Source organism: Cohnella sp., assembly GCF_041640265.1.
GTDB lineage: Bacteria > Bacillota > Bacilli > Paenibacillales > Paenibacillaceae > Cohnella.
In genome coordinates this window covers 14768-33327 of record NZ_JBEQAP010000028.1, presented here as the reverse complement: position 1 = coordinate 33327, position 18560 = coordinate 14768, and the positions used below count along the sequence as shown (strand labels likewise).

General features: G+C 46.9%; 13 protein-coding genes. 2 read left to right on the top strand and 11 right to left on the bottom strand.

The genetic code is table 11. The features are described 5' to 3' along the window. Positions 1-18 precede the first annotated feature (18 nt). The 6 genes from ACESLK_RS18670 to ACESLK_RS18645 all read right to left on the bottom strand — a co-directional run bounded on the left by ACESLK_RS18670 (position 19) and on the right by ACESLK_RS18645 (position 9020). Entirely contained in the window at positions 19-840 is an 822-nt protein-coding gene (locus tag ACESLK_RS18670; protein ID WP_373231213.1) for a carbohydrate ABC transporter permease, read from the bottom strand. Then, positions 840-1712: a carbohydrate ABC transporter permease gene (locus ACESLK_RS18665; protein ID WP_373231212.1), complete on the bottom strand. Its 873-nt coding sequence runs from the start codon at positions 1710-1712 to the stop codon at positions 840-842. The genes ACESLK_RS18670 and ACESLK_RS18665 overlap by 1 nt, the downstream gene beginning before the upstream one ends. A 69-nt stretch (positions 1713-1781) precedes the next feature. Next, positions 1782-3137 carry an ABC transporter substrate-binding protein gene (locus ACESLK_RS18660; protein ID WP_373231211.1) on the bottom strand — a complete coding sequence of 452 codons (1356 nt, stop codon included), beginning with the start codon at positions 3135-3137 and terminating at the stop codon, positions 1782-1784. Positions 3138-3327: 190 nt separating this feature from the next. Next, positions 3328-4953, bottom strand: a complete 1626-nt coding sequence (locus ACESLK_RS18655) for a response regulator (protein ID WP_373231210.1) — start codon at positions 4951-4953, stop codon at positions 3328-3330. Beyond that, positions 4937-6700 (bottom strand): sensor histidine kinase, encoded by a 1764-nt coding sequence (locus ACESLK_RS18650; RefSeq protein WP_373231209.1) that lies wholly within the window; start codon positions 6698-6700, stop codon positions 4937-4939. Before ACESLK_RS18650 ends, ACESLK_RS18655 begins: the two co-directional genes overlap by 17 nt. Positions 6701-7274: 574 nt before the next feature. Continuing rightward, a complete protein-coding gene (locus ACESLK_RS18645; RefSeq protein WP_373231208.1) occupies positions 7275-9020 on the bottom strand; it encodes a cellulase family glycosylhydrolase in 1746 nt (581 codons plus the stop codon). A 529-nt stretch (positions 9021-9549) separates the two neighbouring features. Between ACESLK_RS18645 and ACESLK_RS18640 the strand changes: the two genes are divergently transcribed. Then, a complete protein-coding gene (locus tag ACESLK_RS18640; protein ID WP_373231207.1) occupies positions 9550-9723 on the top strand; it encodes a hypothetical protein in 174 nt (57 codons plus the stop codon). Positions 9724-9980: 257 nt separating this feature from the next. Then, positions 9981-10115: a GMC oxidoreductase gene (locus ACESLK_RS18635; RefSeq protein WP_373231206.1), complete on the top strand. Its 135-nt coding sequence runs from the start codon at positions 9981-9983 to the stop codon at positions 10113-10115. A gap of 143 nt (positions 10116-10258) precedes the next feature. Here ACESLK_RS18635 and ACESLK_RS18630 read toward each other — a convergent pair whose 3' ends face one another. Genes ACESLK_RS18630 through ACESLK_RS18610 form a run of 5 tightly spaced genes read right to left on the bottom strand, consistent with a single transcriptional unit; the run spans position 10259 to position 18536 of the window. Then, positions 10259-12124, bottom strand: coding sequence for a DUF2264 domain-containing protein (locus ACESLK_RS18630; protein ID WP_373231205.1), 1866 nt, complete (start codon positions 12122-12124; stop codon positions 10259-10261). Between the two features lie 18 nt (positions 12125-12142). Further along, a complete protein-coding gene (locus ACESLK_RS18625) occupies positions 12143-13282 on the bottom strand; it encodes a glycoside hydrolase family 88 protein (RefSeq protein ID WP_373231242.1) in 1140 nt (379 codons plus the stop codon). 20 nt (positions 13283-13302) lie between these two features. Next, positions 13303-15105 (bottom strand): hypothetical protein, encoded by a 1803-nt coding sequence (locus tag ACESLK_RS18620; protein WP_373231204.1) that lies wholly within the window; start codon positions 15103-15105, stop codon positions 13303-13305. Between the two features lie 13 nt (positions 15106-15118). Beyond that, positions 15119-16717 (bottom strand): response regulator transcription factor, encoded by a 1599-nt coding sequence (locus ACESLK_RS18615; RefSeq protein WP_373231203.1) that lies wholly within the window; start codon positions 16715-16717, stop codon positions 15119-15121. After that, the gene (locus ACESLK_RS18610) at positions 16710-18536 is read right to left on the bottom strand and encodes a cache domain-containing sensor histidine kinase (RefSeq protein WP_373231202.1); all 1827 of its coding nucleotides are present in this window, start codon (positions 18534-18536) and stop codon (positions 16710-16712) included. The genes ACESLK_RS18615 and ACESLK_RS18610 overlap by 8 nt, the downstream gene beginning before the upstream one ends. Positions 18537-18560: the final 24 nt, after the last annotated feature.

The following is an 18560-nucleotide window of genomic DNA, read 5'->3' as shown; positions in this document are numbered from 1 at the left end:
GCAAACATCCTTCTTCCATTAGCCCTTGACGGCTCCGTTAGTCAGCCCTGAGATCACGAAACGCTGGAAGAAAAGGTACATAATTATAACAGGAACCGAGATAAAGACCAGATCCGCGAACACGTAGTTCCAGTCCGCCGAGTGCGTTCCGAAGAAGAGGAAAGTGGTCATAATCAGATTGTAATTCGCCTGTGAATTGAGGAAATAGATGGATGTGCCAAAGTCGTTCCAGACAGACAAAAATTGAATCACAATATTCGTAGCGGTTATAGGCATTAACAGCGGTAAGATAATCCGAAAGAAGAGCGAATACGGCCCGCAGCCGTCCAGCAGCGCAGACTCGTCGATTTCCTTCGGAATCGTTTTGTAATAACCGGAAAATAGAAATACGCCAATCGGAAAGTTGATCGCAATGCAGACCAGAATCATTCCTTCCAACCCGCCTGTCAAGTGCAGATTTTTAGCCAGGACATAAGTTGGAATAATGAACATTGGAACGACCAAGCCCAACATGATGGCGAGGTTCACCATTTCGGTGAACTTGTTCTTCCTGCGCTGAAGAACATAGCCGGCCATCGCTGAGAAAATGACCAGCCCTGCCACAGCCGCGAACGAAATGACGAAGCTGTTCTTAAACGCCTGCAAGATATTTGCTTCCCGATAGACAGTCACATAATTTTCGAAATGCCAAATCTTCGGGAGGGTTAGGGACATTTCCGCTGAGCCTGCAAGATCCTTGAGCGAGTTGATGACCACCATAAAGAAAGGAATGAGAATCGACAAACTCAGCAGCACCGATGCCGCTTCGACAACAAAACGGGAGATCGTTCTTCGATTCATTACAGTTCCACCTCTCTTTTCCGCAAAACATAATAGGTGGAGAGGGAGACCAGTGTGACCAACACGGCCAACACGACGCTGCCGGCGCTTGATTGCCCCAGGAGTCCTGATCCATATGCCTTGTATATCCAGGTGTTAATGACTTCGGTGGCCGTTCCCGGCCCACCATTCGTTGTAACGGCAATCATATCGAACACCTTCAAACCGCCAATCAGATTCAGAACGAGCACATTATTGATCGCCGGCATCAGAAGCGGCAGCGTGATATGCCGGAACTTCTGCCAAGCGGATGCGCCGGCTGTATCAGCCGCTTCATAGAAGTCCCTTGGAATCGTCTGCAAGCCTGCGAGCAGGATCACCATATTAAAGCCGGTCCATTTCCATATTTCGACTGAGGAAGCACCATATAACGCGAGGCGCCTGTCATGCAGCCAATCCATCGCCAGAAAATCAAGACCAAGACCATTCAGCAGCTTGTTGACCAAGCCTGCTTCGGGATGAAGAATCGCCACAAACATCAAACCCACAGCCACATTGCTTAGAATGGCGGGAGAAAAAATGACGGTCTGCAAAAAGTACTTTGTCTTTAATTTCCTGTTAAGAAAAACAGCTGCCGCAATACCTAGCCCAACCTTGAAGAACGTAGTAACCGCTGTAAACACCAACGTATTCTTGACAATCTTGCTCAAATCGCGATCCTGGAAGAACGATATAAAGTTATCAAAACCTACCCAGGATGCCTCGAAGCCGTTCCAATTCGTGAAGGAGTAATAAACCCCTTGAAGGGTGGGAACGATAAAGAACACCAAAAAAACGAGGCATCCGGGAAGCAGCATGACATACGGATAATTTCTTAACAACGCTTTACTCATGGTTCTCCACTCTCTTTCTATAAGAGGCCGACTCCTTATGGAATCGGCCCCCCCTATCGTCCTAGTGAATTACTTCCAGTTTGGATCTCCTTTGGCCTTGGCACTCTTGGCAAATACCGTATCCATAGCCGTAATGACCTCGTCTAACGTTTTGCCGCCTGTAAAATAGTCCAGGATATAATTATTCGAATCGGAAACGGCATCATATTTCAGGTTGATAGCCCAGTAATTGGACCCGCCGCCTTGGTCAACATAAGCTTTGAGATCCGCTTGCGCAGGAAGTAAGGAGGAGGTAACCCCTTTCTGATACGAAATGCCGCCTTGCGCGTCAAAGAACTTCTGCTGCGCAGCTTGGGAAGTGAAGTAGTCGATAAACTTCTTCAATAACTCTTTATCCTCGAATTTATCCGTAGCGGATAAGGTGAATGGTGTAAAGATACTGACCTTGTTGTTATCATCGAACGGCACACGGAAGGCACCGATATCGCTCGCTTGATCCGGGAACTTCGCCTTGATTTCATCCATCATCCACGTAGCGTTAACGACCATCGCCGCCGTGCCATCGACAAGCGCCTTATGGGCTCCGTCATAGCCATCGGCAAGATACGACTTCTGAAAGTATCCTTTATCCAAGAGCTCTTTCTGCTTTTGAATGGCATTCTTAAAGCCGGTGTAATCGGTGAAATGAGCCTTGTTGTTATTGAGCTTCGCAACAAATTCGGGTTGCGACTCTTTCTCCATATGCCAACCCTCACCATCAAAGAGGTTGACCGTCCAAGTATCTTTAGCAGACAAGTAGATCGGCGTAATTCCTGCCGCTTTAATCTTCTCACAGTTCGCCAGGAACTCCGCATACGTCTTCGGTACGGAAAGATTCAGCTTTTCGTACACTTTTTTATTATAGAAGACACCGGACACGTTAATGCTGTCGAACGGAATCCCGTACACCTTGCCGCTCTCAGAATCTATATACGATTCCATAATGGCTTCCGGAATATCTTTTGTCCAATCGCCGCCTACTTCCTGGAATCGTTCAAATCCACCTAAATCCTTCAAACCAGTGGATATTCCGTAGTGGGCAATCAGCATAGGAAGCTCATTGGCTGCAGCGCGAGCCCGATACAAATCCTCACCCTGCTGACCGCCTGCGATCTTCTCGATATTCAGCTTGAAGCCCAGCTTGTCGGCATTATCGTTAATGTCTTTCTCGACGGCTTGTATGCCTGGCTTATACCAATCCGTAAACATCAGCATCGTTATTTCCTTCGGCGCCGAATTTGTTTCTGCCGTGCTTGTCATGTCTGTACTTGCGCTGGCTCCCGGATTGGAGCTTTCGGAAGATTTGCTCCCCCCGGCTCCGCAAGCCGTTAAAGAAATGCTGGCAAGAAGAACCGCCGCGATAATGCTTAGTGCTTTCTTTTTCATGTTCTGACCTCCACGTGATTAGGTTGTTTTGTTTACACTTTGAGTATAGGTCAATTGATTTCCGCATTAATTACAAGATTCTCCGAATTACTATAAATCCTTACGATCCAAGCTCTGTTCTACCAATAAAAAAAGAGAGGGCTTTCGCTCCCTCGTTGCCTTAATCCCAATCAGGATCCCCTATTGCCCCCTAAGCGTCATGACGAAGAAATTCTTTTGGCGTCAGGCCGGTTTTCCTTTTGAAGACTTGGAGAAAATAAGTGTACGAATTAAACCCGCATTGCCGGGCTACTTCTTTCAGATCCAGCTTTCCTTCGGCAAGCAGCAGCTTCGCCTTGTTTACCCGTAAATCGCTCATGTACTCGGTCAGAGCGATGCCCATTTCTTCCTTGAACTGCGAGCTCAAGTAATTATTGCTGATTGCAATTGCTCCTGCAACGTCGGAAAGTGAAATGTCTTCGCAATAATGATGATTCACGTAATGAACGGCTTGTTGGATGAATAGCGATAAGTTTTCGTTTCTCTTGCGTGCCAGCATTGTCAATAACCGATCAAACACTGCCCTGATCCAGGATTGGATTTCGTTCAAGGTTTCCAGCCGGACCAATACTTCGTGCGGAACCTCGTTCTGATCGTAAAGATCAGCCATGTCCAAGTGATATTCTTTGCAAAGGCGGTTTATGGCGCTAATCAATTCGCTGAACACCATTTTGGCGTTCACCGGGCTCACCATATTCCCTTTTAATTTGGAAAAAATGCACTCCAGGATTTCCGATACGTCATCGCGACTCAGCGATTTCACGCTTGCAATCAGTCTCAGTTCATCGTTAGGATCGAGACTGAGCATAGGACTGGCGTTGAATTTGGCTGCTCCGCCTCGAACCACGCTGCTCTTCCCGAGGTAAAATTTTTCCCGCAGCGCTTCGACGGCCTGCTCGTAGCTTTTTCCAACCTCAAGGATGGAGAAGCACGGTTTTCCGATCGCAAAGCTTGCCGAAACCTTGACGAATTTCTTTAGGCAGACGCTGGAACGGTCAATAATTCCCTGTATGACTTGATCAATATAAGCCATACTCTTTGTGTTGGCGAATGAAAGCAGCAGGATGAATTTTCCGTTGCCTACATGACTGATAATTCCTTTATCGTATTCCAGCAGGATCTCTTCTACAATGTTCGTAATCGCAAACTGAAGAATCGATTCCTCCTTCAATCCCCTGCTGGCGACAATTTCATGGAAGCCGTCGATTTCCATAACGACAGGCAACACGTGCTTGGCATCCAATCTCATCTGCAGGAGACGCAGGTGTTCCTCCACTTCTTCCGCTTTGACGTATCCGCTTAACAGCTGAACCACGAACTTTTCTCTTAACGCATGCAGTTGGTCGGCTCGCGGTCGAATTTGACCCGAATCCCGCAGCTTGCCTCGAGCCTCGTTGACTTGCGCCTTCGCCCGATCCAGCGTTTCCAGCAGAACCGAGGCGTTCAGACGATGCTTTAACAAGTAATCAACAGCTCCATTTTTCAAAGCTCCGCGTACCAATTCAAAATCGTCATAGTTGCTCAACATGATGATCGGAATATCGGAATATCGCCGATTTATTTCGCCGGAAAGCGCCACTCCATCCATCTCGGGCATCAGAATGTCCGAGATCACGATATCCACTTTCCCTTCTTCCAGAAATTGAAGCGCTTCTCGTCCGTTCGCTGCTTCCCCAGCCAGCGTGCAGCCATGGTCCTCCCATTTAACCAACAATTTCAAGTGAGTTCTCGACAGAAGCTCATCATCAACGAGCAGAACGCTATACAATGGCTTCACTCTCCTCTGTGAAGATGGCGGGAATGACGATCTCCACGCTCGTAATAAGGTTAATCTCGCTTGAGATGGTAACGCCATAAGGCTCGCCGTATGAAATCGCAAGCCTGGAGGCCACATTGCGAATGCCTAAGCCTCCTTGCTTTCCTGTGAGCACATCATCGATTTGATCTTGCGTCATACCGACGCCGTCATCCACGATTTTGAAAACAATCGTATCTCCAAGCCGATACCCTTTAATCAGAATGAAACCTGGACCTTTTTTCTTCCCTATGCCATGAATCAAGCTGTTTTCCACAAAGGGCTGCAGCACTAGCTTGGGAATGAGATTAGATCGAATATCATCGCTGATCTCGAACCGGAATGTAAACTTGTTAGAATATTTATACTCCTGGATATTTAAGTAGGATTGCAAGAATTCCCTTTCCTCTTCGACCGTGTTATAGAGCTTTTCCTGCATGTTAATGTGCAGAATGCGAGACAAGGATTCCGCTACATCATGGATGTTGTCGGCGCCATGATAAACCGATAAAAACTTGATCGTATTCAGCGTGTTATAAAGAAAGTGCGGGTTGATTTGGGCTTGCAGCGCACGTATTTCGGCTTTTCGTTTCTCTTGTTCACGAATCTTGATGTTAATAATGAGATCTTGAATCCGCTTAACCATCAAGCTGAACTGTCTTGACAATTGACCGATTTCATCTTTGGAATTCGTATCCAGATGGACTAGCAATTGATTCCCGTCAAACCTTTTAATGGCTTTGTTGAGACGCAGAATCGGCTTGGTCAAGACGGAGGACGCGACGATGGAAATACCTGCAGCCACTATACAAAATAGCAGGGATAGAAGCAGAGACGTGTTCCGGGTCTGGCTATACTGGGTAAGCAGCGTTTGTTTCGGAATGGCGCCCACGATTAACCAGTCCGTAGTCGGCATGTAGCGGTATACTATAAACATATCTTTTCCGTTGATCCTCTTATAATAGTTTCCTTCATTATCGTTCATGTCTTGGGTTAACTGCGCAATCTCTCCGGAGGAGATTCCGCTGTCGAGCGAATGATAGACGGTTTCTCCAGAACTGCGAACCGCAACGAGCATATTCACATCGTGCATATTGCTGGAGAAAATATCGCGAAGCAGCTCACTCCTGACATCGGCAATAACAAAGCCCAATACTTGGTTCTCGTCCCGAACCGAACGCGCAATCGACATAACCCGATCGTCACTGTACGAAGATACATAGGTTTGAGAAGAATTATAATGCGGCTGAATAAAGGCGATCTCCCCTGACGGATTTGCAATTTTGGAAAACCAACTCTGCTCCTTCAGATAGTCAAAAGAGATCGTATTTCCATTAGAATAAGTTTGTCCATCCAGGTCGGCAATCATGATATCGTTCAGATAATGCTTATAGACAAACATGTTTCCTAAGTATTTCGATACTTGGCGAGTTTGCTGCAAATACGCGTACCCTTCCAGCTCTTTGTCGTTTGCCACGAGATCAATCACGAAACTATCATCGCTCGCAATACTGACAAGCGCATAAATGTCCTTTAAAGCTACCGTCAAGCTGTCCCCCGATATCTTAAGCATATCGCTAATATAGTCATTGGCCGAACTCTCCACTTCCAATTTCGTTCGTAAGTCCCAGAAGATGATGATCGTTGAACTGAAGACGACAGTCAATATCAGATATACTAAAACAAACTTATATTTGATACTACTAAACTTTGCGGTATTCGTTATCATTCTCTCTCCCTCTTCTCGAAAACGCATATGTTCATCTACTTTCTAAAACTATTTTACAGTCATTTTTCGTCGAAGAACACTGCATAAATGATGGGATCGAAGCGCTCACATCTCGACAAGAACATCCAACACATGACGGAAATCCGAAAATTCCTGAGTCAATGACAAGACGGAGCAAGGCTTGTTCGCCTTGCTCCGGATTGCAGAATCGTTCTATTACTTCAGCTCGATAGCCAGCGTTCTCCAGCTTCATTATCATAACAACAATGTGATATGCTGATGAAGATAGATTCCTAACCTACGTTTGTAGAAAACAAACTTAATCGAAGCGAGTGAATAACGTATGGATGATTCCCGCAAAAGGCTCGCAACAAAGGGTTATTAACACTTCGAATTCTCATTTATTCCGATTGCATTCCTTACCAGTATGGAGAACCACATAAACCACAACCCCAGCATGCTCATACCTTTCATGCCGGGGTTGCGGTTAACATGCCATGGATGTTTTGTGTAGCATGTTGAAAAAAGAGGCGTCCCAGTTCTGGGACAACCTCTTAGTGTTAATGAGAGACAATCAGGGAACTACCCCTATACCTGTTACATCCGTTCCACTCTTCTGTATCGCATAGTTAATGACTTGCCCATCGTATAATTCGATAGTAAACTTTATTGTTCCGTCCAGTACGGAACTGTTAAAAAACCCATTTAAGATACTGAATGTACCATTATTATAGTCTGCTGTAAATTCATTGCCAAACTGCATATAGCGGAACCAAGAATTAGGCCCAATTCTGTTGCCGGATCCGTCAAAGGCTGTAGCACGTCTTATCTTAGAACCATTAAAGGTTACCGGAATAGTAATGCCATCTGTTGTTGTGCCTATAGCCGTTTGAAATACAGGTGGTGCATATTTGATTAAATATTGATGCCAATCGGCTCCTGAAGAGAATCTTAAAACCAGATCAGCAATGATGCCGTAACCCCCATTGAATTTTTTATTTACAAATTCTTTGGAAAGAGTAAGTGTTGCAGTTGCTGCATGATATGAATAATCTTTTTTATTTAATCCCGCAATCCCTACAAAGCTATTCCCATTCAGAGTAAGCGGAATCTGAATACCGCTGGTAACCTTATTTTTGATATAAATTTCATTCAACCCTGTTGAATATGAGGATCGCTGTCCCTGAACAGCTGCATTTATTACAGGCCCGTATAAAGGATTCCAGGCATAGGGTGCAGCAACTCGATCAAATGCACCTGGCCAGATCATCGGGCTAATTCCATATTGCGACGCCTTGTAGTTGAAATATTCTAAATATTTCTGCTTTTCACCCGGTTGATTCGCTGCAGCGCCTTCATCAGGGGCTAACCAGCCATATTCGCCAATGGCAACTCCGACACCTTTAGCTATAAAAGAATTATATAAAGTATTGAACATCAGATCTATATTTTTTCTGGGCGTTTCAGGGGATCCGATGTAAAGCTGTTCGTCAAAGCCAGTTATACCAAGGTTGCCGCTATATACCCAGTCACTGTAAAAATGCACGGTTGCAATAATGTTCGGGTCATTCAGACCGGCAATAAAGTTATAGGTTGCATCTGCTTTATCAACATCAGCGCTTGTATAGTACGTTGGAATGACAACCATTCTTGTTGCATTATTTCCACCTGAGTTGCGAATAACCTGATATGCAGCTTGATTGATCATATTCAATTTATCTTGGGTAGTGATACTCCCTGTAGCTGCTGTAAATCCAGGCTCATTTATGGTCTCAAACATTACGGTATTGGGTTCATCCTTGAAATAATCCGCAAGCTGCGTCCATAAATCAACATATCGTTTATATTCCTCTGATTGCGTATTTCCATCCCAGCTTGAAAGCCATATCCAGGAATCGTGATGAAGGTTGATCATAACATAGAATCCCGCATCGACGGCCCAGTCAACAACTTCCTTATATCTTTCCAGCCATGCTGAATTAATTACGTAGTGTCCATCAGCGCCTAATGTATACCTTGTGTATGCGGTCATTGGAATACGAATACTGTCAAAGCCTTTAGCTTTAGCTGATAAAATCAAATCTTGAGTTACCCTCGGCTGCCCCCAGGAAGTCTCATCAGATAGCGAGAAATCGTCAGTTCTCAAGCTATCAAAGGTATTAAATACGTTCCAGCCTATGCCCATTGCCTGGACATAGGCCTGCGACGGAGATATCGCTTCTGCCGATACGGGCTGCAAATTGCCAAAACCAAACGCAAGCATCATAGATAACGTTACAACCAAAGCAGTCAGTTTTCTTATCCATTTTGTTCTTTTCATTGAAAATCCCTCCTGTCAGTTGTTTTATTGCAATATTCCTCGACTTGCTGTTGAAGCAAGAATAAAGAAACTGCTTGCTCGAATGACTTCATGAAAGTCAGACGATATGCATCACCCCCTATAACATGATTAAGCCTCTCGGAATTCATCATTCCGCATCGGCTCCGGCCTGACGGCCAGGGTCTTTTATTGTTTCACCTCCAAAAGCGAGGTGCGAACAATTTTTCCTATTGACATTGACATTTTCGAATCGACTTCAGTAAGACCGGTCCCGCTGCGCAATCCAGCGCGCTTTCCGTTCCCTCTTCTCGGCACAAAAGCATGAAACCGCTCTCAAAAGTCGCAATAAAAAAGAAAACCTATTTGCCTCAAAGCGTTTCATGTTTCACTTTTATTACAAACAAACCTGCATCACTCCCACAGTGACTTGTTGTTCTCATTTCAATTTCTGATTATATAGAAAGTTATAGAAGTTAACCTTAATTTTTAAGTCATGTAATAGCACAATATAGACAACCGACCCTTGAGGATGTTTTGGTGGGGGGATTATGGCAAGCATGTCGACTTCTCGCATATAATTATCGCAACTTATGACTTATCTGCAACGGATCCGTTTAGTGCGCATGTAATGTTAAAGCAGACCCATTTCGCCATTACGGAAATCTCCTGCGAATGCCTGCTGGGTGACATGCAAGCCGTTTAATGTTAATTCTGCTAATGACTACTACTTGCCTTCGTCACTCGGGACTTGCACCCTGTAGATAGCGCCCATGGTTGGCGCACAATAAAAGCGGTTTTTGCTCGCTTTAGAGCAAAAACCGCTTTTTTTTGCATTGCTGTCAGGATGGGTTCAACCTCTGATTTTCTCCGGGTGAAAGCCCTGTCGCTTCTTTGAATACCTTTGTCTGGAACCCCGAAACGACAACCCGACTATCTGCATGACCCCTGCAAGGGATATGCATGATTCGGGAACATGCCGGATCGGGGACATCTACTTCAGCGGCCGACCCATTCGGTCAAATTCGGGGTGTTCCCGGCCTCTATGTGGCTGATAACAGCGCCATGCCTTATATTGGATCCGAAATCCAAATTTGACTCACAAGCAAAATCAAGCTTTCACTCATCCCCAGTCTATTTGAGGTCCGTATTAAATATTGATATTTGATTCTCTTTTCCGGTTATGTCGACACTTCAACCTGTGGCAATCGGACTATGTCAACTTACGTGGACGTCACAGATTAATGGGATAATCTGTCTATCGAATAAGACCCAGTCAACATATTGATCCGGATTTCTCCTTGCTCTATGGTAACGCTTGGTATGCTGTTGTGTCCCCACTGATCCTCACTGAGCGAGCTGTTGGCTTGCTCTAAACCCGCCGGTTTACCATAAACCGCGGACACAAGCCAATGTATTCCTATGCCGAGCTCCGCCTTCAAGGTAGGAATGACCGTGCGAGGATAGAGCAGGTTCGTATTCGCATGGGGATACACCGCTTCAGCCTCAGCATATCCGTGAAAGCCTAATATTCCACTCACTCCTTTGAAGCAAGCCGCCTTCACGGAAAAAGCTTCCTGATGCAAGCTTAAATCCTCGCCTCGTGCTAGTGCGAAGCCGCCCTCAGCGGCTGTAAGCATTCGTTCAGTCTCAATTCTATGCACCCGCACATGCCAAGGTAATCCTGCCACGATCCAAGTTCTTACCTCTACGTCATGCCATGGTTTCCATCTTGTAAACAGAACATTATCCTCTATTCGATATTCTTCATTGCGCCTTCTCACACGGAACAAGTTATCCCTTTCGCTCAGAGCGAGCATCGAATCGAATGCCCCTTGCGCTAATCCCCATTCCGCACGGGGTACGCTAAAACCGAAGGCTGTGGAATATGCAAATTTCTCATACTTGGCTGAAGTGTGCGTATGCTCGTTCGTAGAGGGATGTCCCGTATTGAAGGCAACGACATGACCGCTCTCCTCTTCCCTGCACAAGACGAGATGCGCCGGAAGCTGAGCGGAACTCTCCGGCAGAGCAGGAAGCGGCAGCTCTTCGGCTTGCCAGAAGGCATGATCATCTGGCAGAGCTAGGATCAGGAAGGTTTTGAGCGCCCAATAGGGCGAGCCTGGTGAATTGTAGTTCTCCGCCATAACAAGATTCGGATAGGTGTAACCGATGCTAAGTACTCCATTAGGGAGAAATATTGGTTGCTCGAACCACCACCGTAAATTGCGAAGTACGATTCCTTTCACGACACCAGGTGAATAAACCTCGATCTCCGCATAGGCAAGTGCACTCCAGAAAGCGGACTGGGCGAACCGGTATGCCAAGCTTCTCCCATAGGGGAGCGCCGAACCATCCACACTGAACCAGCTGATGAAATCTTGGGCGAACAGCACTGCTCGTTCCTTGAACAATCGACTTCGATGCGGATCTTCCGACTCCATAAGCTTCGCATATACAAGACCATAATAATGAAGAGCGAAAGGTACATAATAATCGCTATGCCCGCCTACCCCGTCCGCGTACCAGCCTCCACCGAGATCAAAGGCTTCTATGCGATCTAAGCTTTTCTCCATCCCTTCCTTATCATAAGGTAGCCCCACCCTTTTGAACCCCATGTTAACGAGAACGTGGAAGAGCAGCCAATTACAATCGTACACCGGATGAGAGTTAATGGCATTCAACCAATCGTATAAATGCTGTTTCTGTACAGAGTCCAGCGGCTCCCAGATTTGCTCTGGAATAAGCGACAGAGCCATACCAAAGACAGCCATCTCAACGAGACGCTGGTCATAGTCGCCCGGTTCTCCCCAATATTCAGCATGATGGGGATTCGTTCCATTAATAATCCCTTGCAAATAGGGTTTCCATAGCTCGCTATGCCCACCACCGGCCAATAGCGGCACCATTCCCCATAACACTCTGCAGAAACCTTCCATCTCGCCGACCGCTTCCGAAGAGCTAGCTCCGCTCCCCCCAAGCAGCAGTCGGGCTTTCCCTTCACTTAAATAAGGTGACAAAGGCTCGCTTAGCTGTTGAAACGCCAGACGTAAATCATCCTTCGTCCGCAACGGATTTAATTGAATAGGCAGCTTGATCTCACTCATCCCTGTTCCCCCAGTCTGTTATTCCCAGAAACTCGTATTTGCTCCCCTTAACCGGGCTAAACCTTCAACAAAGAAAAAGTCTCCATAAATAAGAGGTACATCTATATTCTTGTTCTCCGGGTAGTGACTGGTTCCCTGTAAAATGAGACCTTCTTCGCTAGGATCACTCCAAGCACAGTAGTTGCGATATAACGACTCCAATATGCGGATCGCCGGTTCACGATACGCTTGCGACTGTAAAGGACCTACCTTCTCCGCAAGCAGAAGCAAGCCCGATGCAGCGCAAGCTCCCGCGGACGAATCCCGGTATTTCGTTACCTCTGGCGGAAGGCGGAAATCCCAATGAGGGACATGATCGTCCGGAAGCTGAGAAAGAAAGAAATGGGCGACACGCTTAGCAGCATCCAAGTACTTCTGCTTGCCCGTATGGTGGTAAGACAATGTTAGTCCATATAAAGCCCAAGCCGTTCCCCGTGACCAGGCAGATTCAGGCGCATAACCTTGTCCTCCAAGCCCTTCGACGAACGCGCCGGTGTCCGGATCAAATGAGATAATATGATAAACCGACCCATCCGGACGAATAAAGCGCTCCAGAACAGTGTCCATATGCGCTTCGGCAATATGACCATAGCGAGGATCACCGCTGACTCGTGACGCCCAATAAAGCAGCGGCGTGTTCATGGCGCAGTCGATAATGGCCAAGCCCGCGTTATTCTCCCCTTCAAACCAAGGATTCCAAGCGCGGATGTAGCGCCCCTTGATATTAAACCTTGCAGCAAGATAATTGGCAGCCTTCAGCGCTCTGCGCTTCGATTGCTCCCCACCACCCGCCAGCTTATAAGAAGCAATGCTCGTTAACGTCCACATGAAGCCAAGGTCGTGATCCAATCGATCATACCCGTCTAACACCTCGTCCAGACGCTCCTCACACTGCTCGGCAATGCTCCGGAATCGCTCATCATTGCTCCCCTCATATAGCAGCCATAACAATCCCGGCCAGAAACCAGCCGTCCACCAAAAGGGATGCTCCAGCACGTATGTGCCGTTCGGACTTGCGTGAGGAAAGCCTGCACCAATTCGCTGACTAGTCCGACTTACCTTGTCTATCGTTGCTTGCCATGCTTCCTCTAACCAATCCGGTTTCTCCATATTCGACATCTCCACCACGCTGCCTTCCTTTATTCTTTCATTTCTATGGTCAATGAAAACCGATTAACTAGACTCAGCTCTTTCAATTCGAAATCGATCGTATAATATTCCGAAGCCTGCCCGAAGTGATCACTGTAGGATCGAGCCGTAATCAGAACGTCCGCACCATGAGTATCATATCGAATGCTAGCAGACTGATCAGCTCCGTTCGATAACCCAACAATGCCATTCTCCATTACCGTTGGCCGGCACCGCGTTACGATTCTCTCCGTGATTCGCCTAGGTACAGAGGAAAACGTAAATTTATCCTCTAGCGAAAGCCAAGGCATGTCAGTCTTATGCCAGACTAGCTTGCGCTTAAGCTTACGCAGATGCGGTACATTGTAGGCTCCCGAAAGCTCAAGAGCCATATAGTCTTCACCCGCTCCCGTTTGGACTTTCACATTCTCCGCCGCATGTCCCTCTCCTTCAACCTGCCCAAAACCATCGATAATAGGAACGGAATGTCCCTGCGATCCGTTGCAATCATAATCATAACGGCCAGCGCCGAAGTAAGCTTGCGTATATTCGCCGCAGCCAAGATCCGCCGCGATAATCGCCTCTTCGCCCATTAGAATGAAATGTCCGACATCGTTATGATTATGCGGCTCCCCATTGTGACCTGCCTTGACTGCGAATCCGAAACGCCCATTATTAGTCTCATGCCTGGAAACTAACCACTGCGCATCGACCATATAATAAGCTGCGCTTGCCCAATCAGACGTTTGCTTTGAAGAATCCAACCAAATGAAATTTCGTAGAGCAGGCGCCCAGCGGCTGCAATGATCATCCGTGTATTCTGTCCGATGCTCTAGAGAAGGCACTTCCATATCCGGATAGATGTTGGCTAAATAATGAGTAAGTCCTATCTGAATGCCTACAAAAGGCACGGAATCGGAGAAGTTGGCTACCGCGTTGCCATATAAATATACTTTTTGCTGGAACAACGCAATCTGGTGAACTTTAAAGCTCGCAAAGAGATTAAGTCTTCCTTGTGTTCTGCGCTTCAGCAGGTCAGAGAAATAGACGTAATAGCCAAAGCCATAATTCCAGTAGCCGACCCCTTCCTGACAAACGCCATCCTCTCCGAAGCCTTCGAGATAACAGTTCATGCTGCCAAGCACCTTGGTCACGATCTCCTCGAGCCTTGCCAAGGGACCCTTCTGCAGCAATGCCGCAGCGCCAATGGAGCCCGCGCATACGGCAGACCAATTATGCTTAGCCGTCTCCCAGTGATGCGGCCCATGCTCCAAATAGGGTACGAACAAGCGATCCGACACCTCTGCGGCAATCCGGTTTCTCAGCAGAGGAGGGAACCGCTCTCCCAGCAATAAGCTAATCTCGCTCAACGTGAAGCCCGTCTCCGAAGAGAACAAATCAATTGTCTTATCCGCTTCGCAATCCTTCAAGTGTGCAGGCAAGCACCAGGTATACTCATCACAGATTGCCCAGATAATCTCACAAAGCTCCTCCAGATACGATAGATTCTCAGGCTCGAACAAAGACAGCAAAGCAAAGGTATTCAGCCTTCTTCTGCGAGCGAAGTACACATGCTCGTAACCAAGCCGTTTACCCTCACGCTCGAACTCGGAGAATAGCTCATAGGTTAGCTCAGGCGTCTGAGTCCCCAATAATCGCGCACCTTCCGCCTTCACCGCACGTACATCTTGCTCGTAGCTCGGACTATCGAGAACGGCAGACCAGAATTCATTCTGTTGTCCGCCTGGGTAATATAACGTCAAATCTGCGGCAGACAGCTTGCCCATAAGCTTACCAACTTGTTCCCTATTCATCATTCATCCCGCCTTATCCCCGGTATTCTACCGGCGTAACCCCTGTGTGCGCCTTAAATGTCTTAATAAAATAACTTTGGTTGTCATAGCCCAGCTGCTCGCAAATCGCGCCGACAGTATGAGGTGTCTGATCGAGCAATTCCTTCGCCCGTTCCATCTTCATGTGCGTGACATGCTCGATGAAGGTGATCCCCATCTCCTTCTTGAACAATCGGCTAAAGTAGCTGGCATTCAAATGGAGATGCTCGGCTACCTCCTCCAAGCTTATTCTTCTATGCAGGTTTAAGGAAACATATTTATACGCTTCCTTCATCTCCGGACGTTTGCTGCCCGCAGCGACTTCTGTGCCGCTTGAGACCGTCTGCAGATAGGTGGACAACCACTCCTGCAGCTCTGCGAAGGAATCAATGTCCGCAATGTCTTTGCTTAAAGTCTCAGCTGATTGAGTTGTCCCTGCTAAGTGCATGGAATTCTGTTGAAGCTTCAAATCCAGTAGCAGTTTAAGCACCCAATCCTTAACCATAGCAGGCGGATACTTCTCACCTTTAATTCGCATAATCCACGTGCTCGCAACTTCACCGATTTCCTGTGTCCGCTTCGCGAGAAGCGCATCGCGTAATTCCGATCGGGCAGCATCATATTCGGAGAAGAGGTTCTGGGAAGATAACGGAATGGCTTGCTCCTTCACGATTTCCCCTTGTTCAAGATAAAATCGTTGTTCCTCGTTTGATACAAGCTGATACAGATTTTCCTTTAAGCTCTCTGGAGATCCGCAGCCTTTACCTATTCTAAAGGTCATCCTTACCTTGAGTACTTTAAGAAGAGTTGCCTGAACCTTATACAGGGAGGTTACCACAAGATCATATATATTCGTCTTTAAGCTCGGCTTGTAAGTGAATAGCAGCAATTGCTTCCGCTCGTTGTAGCAGACATGAAGACCATGAATCGTCACCTCATTCAACACCTCATTCATTACATTAGCGACAGCGAACCTTAGTGTCTGATCTGAAGCAAATCGGTGCTTCACTTTCCGATATTCATCCAGATGACCGACTGCTGGTATGCAATACTCTCCTTGTAGCAGGAGCCCAAACGCACTAACCTCCTGCAACCATTTCAAAGGAGAGAGCAGCGGCTGATGAATTAAATTTTTCAGAATTTGCTCCTTGCGAAGCTCCTTCGTATTATTCTCTAGTGCATGAAGACGGGCTTGCTCCCCGTCCCATTGACGCTCTTCATCCAGACTTTCCTTGAATTGCTTCAATAGAACAACAAGATCCTCCGGGTCAAGCGATTCCTTCAGCAAATATTCCTGCACATTCAGCCTCATCGCCTGCCTGGCATAGGAAAACTCATCATGACACGACAAGATAACGATACGAACACCAGGCTTACGCTCCTTCACCCGAGCAGAGAGCTCGAGTCCGTCCATCTTCGGCATGCCGATATCCGTAATCAGAATATCCGGCAACTCCCTCTCGGAATGCTCCCAAGCGCTAGCCCCATTCTCATAACAGCCCATAAGCCGCAGCCCCAGCCGCTCCCAATCTATCGCCTCCGATAATAACTCGATTACCGGATAATCATCATCTACCAGCATCACGTTATACATCTGTCTGTTCCTCCTGGCAACGAATGGTCAAACAAACAACTGTCCCTTCTCCCCGGGCACTTCTAACCTCTAGTTGAAAATCATCTCCGCTGATCATCTTCATTCGTTCGACGACGTTCAGCAATCCAAAGCCTGAGAATCCACTCTGTCCATTTTCTTCAACGGCGATTTCAGAAGGACTTTCCGCACCCTGCAGCTTTCTCTTGAGTGCTTCCTGCTTCGCCTCATCCATTCCGACACCATTATCCTCAACCTTAAGGGTTAACCGCCCTTCAGTGATCTCTGCTTCGATTCGAATAATTCCGGCCTTCTGGCTCAACCCATGGATAAGGGCATTCTCGACTATAGGCTGGAGAAAAAACCGCGGTACTGGCACATGAAACGCGTCAGGGGCAATGTCTAATGACAGCTTAACTTCTTCCTTCTGACGCAAATTCATCAGCTCGACATAATAGGTGATCAGCTCAAGCTCTTCATGCAAATGGATCTCGTCTTTGTCCCTGCTGATGGTCATTCGAAGCAGCTTGGACAGCGATCCAATCATATTGGCACTCTCCCGATCACCTCGCCGCATAACCTTCATCCGAATCGAATTCAATACATTAAATAGAAAATGGGGGTGGATCTGCGCTTGCAGCATCTTCAACTCAGCCTTTCGCTTACGTGCCTGCGTATCCGAGACCTCCGCGATCATTTCCTGAACCCGATCAAGCATCTGGTCGAATAGAAATCCGAGGCGACCGACCTCATCCTGACCTCGAACGCCCGTACGAATATTTAGGTTGCCCCTCTGCACGGCAGACGTCGTCTTGCTTAGCCGTATCAAAGGCTTCGTAAATGCACGCAGCAATACAAGCAGCAGGAGCAAGAAGACTACAAACGAAATGATTTGAACGGTAAAAACGCGGCTGAAGATGGAGCTGATATCCACAATCGCTGCCTGATAGGGCTGCATGGACACGAGACGCCAGTTGTTGACGGAAAGAGCCTGCTCTGTTATTAGATATTTCGATTCATTAATCGGTGCGATATAGGAGCCTGTCTTCCCCTCCAAAGGCCTCGCATGAATGAAGGGCTGACCAATTTGCTCGCTTCTTGCACTAGATAGAATCCGATCATTCTCGTCAACAAGTAACACCTCTTTACCCTCGGAAAGTTGATCGAAAATTTTGTTAATCTTATTCTCCATAATCGTCACAACGATATAACCATAGATGGAGCCCGATTCTCCAACCCGCAGCGTGCGGGCTATGGAGATTTGATAAGGGTTCTCCAGTTTATCGAGCTGGAATGAGGTTGGTGTAGTGCCGATCCATAAAGTCTCATAGCCTTTATACTCCTTCAGCTTCTCGAACCACACCTCGTTCTTGATCGCTAACGGATGATACTCCTCTGTGGAATAGTTCGTGAAATACGCATCATTAGCTAAAAGTACGGTGACATTGATTTTTTCTCCAACAATAGCCATGGCATCGAGTTGCTCTATCACCCGTCTCTTGTCTGAAAACTCACGATAGGGGTCGGTTTTATCTTCATTACCTGCATTAATCAATTTAAAATAAGCACTCAGATCGGCATTCAACTGAATGGAATTAGCGATGTTCAGCATGCTATTTAGCAAAAAGGTTACGGAACCATTAACAAGTAACAGCGAGTCCTCCGCATTGGACATTGCTTGTTTCTTCACGGCTTCCTGGGTCAGCGAATTGTAAATAAGCAAAGAAATCGCAGCAGGAACCAAAATGCAGGCAACAGAAGCAATCATAAGCTTGTACCGGATGGAACGGAAAGAGAATAGAGCTCTAAGCTTCCTAACCACAGTAATGTCCCCTTCCAATAATTG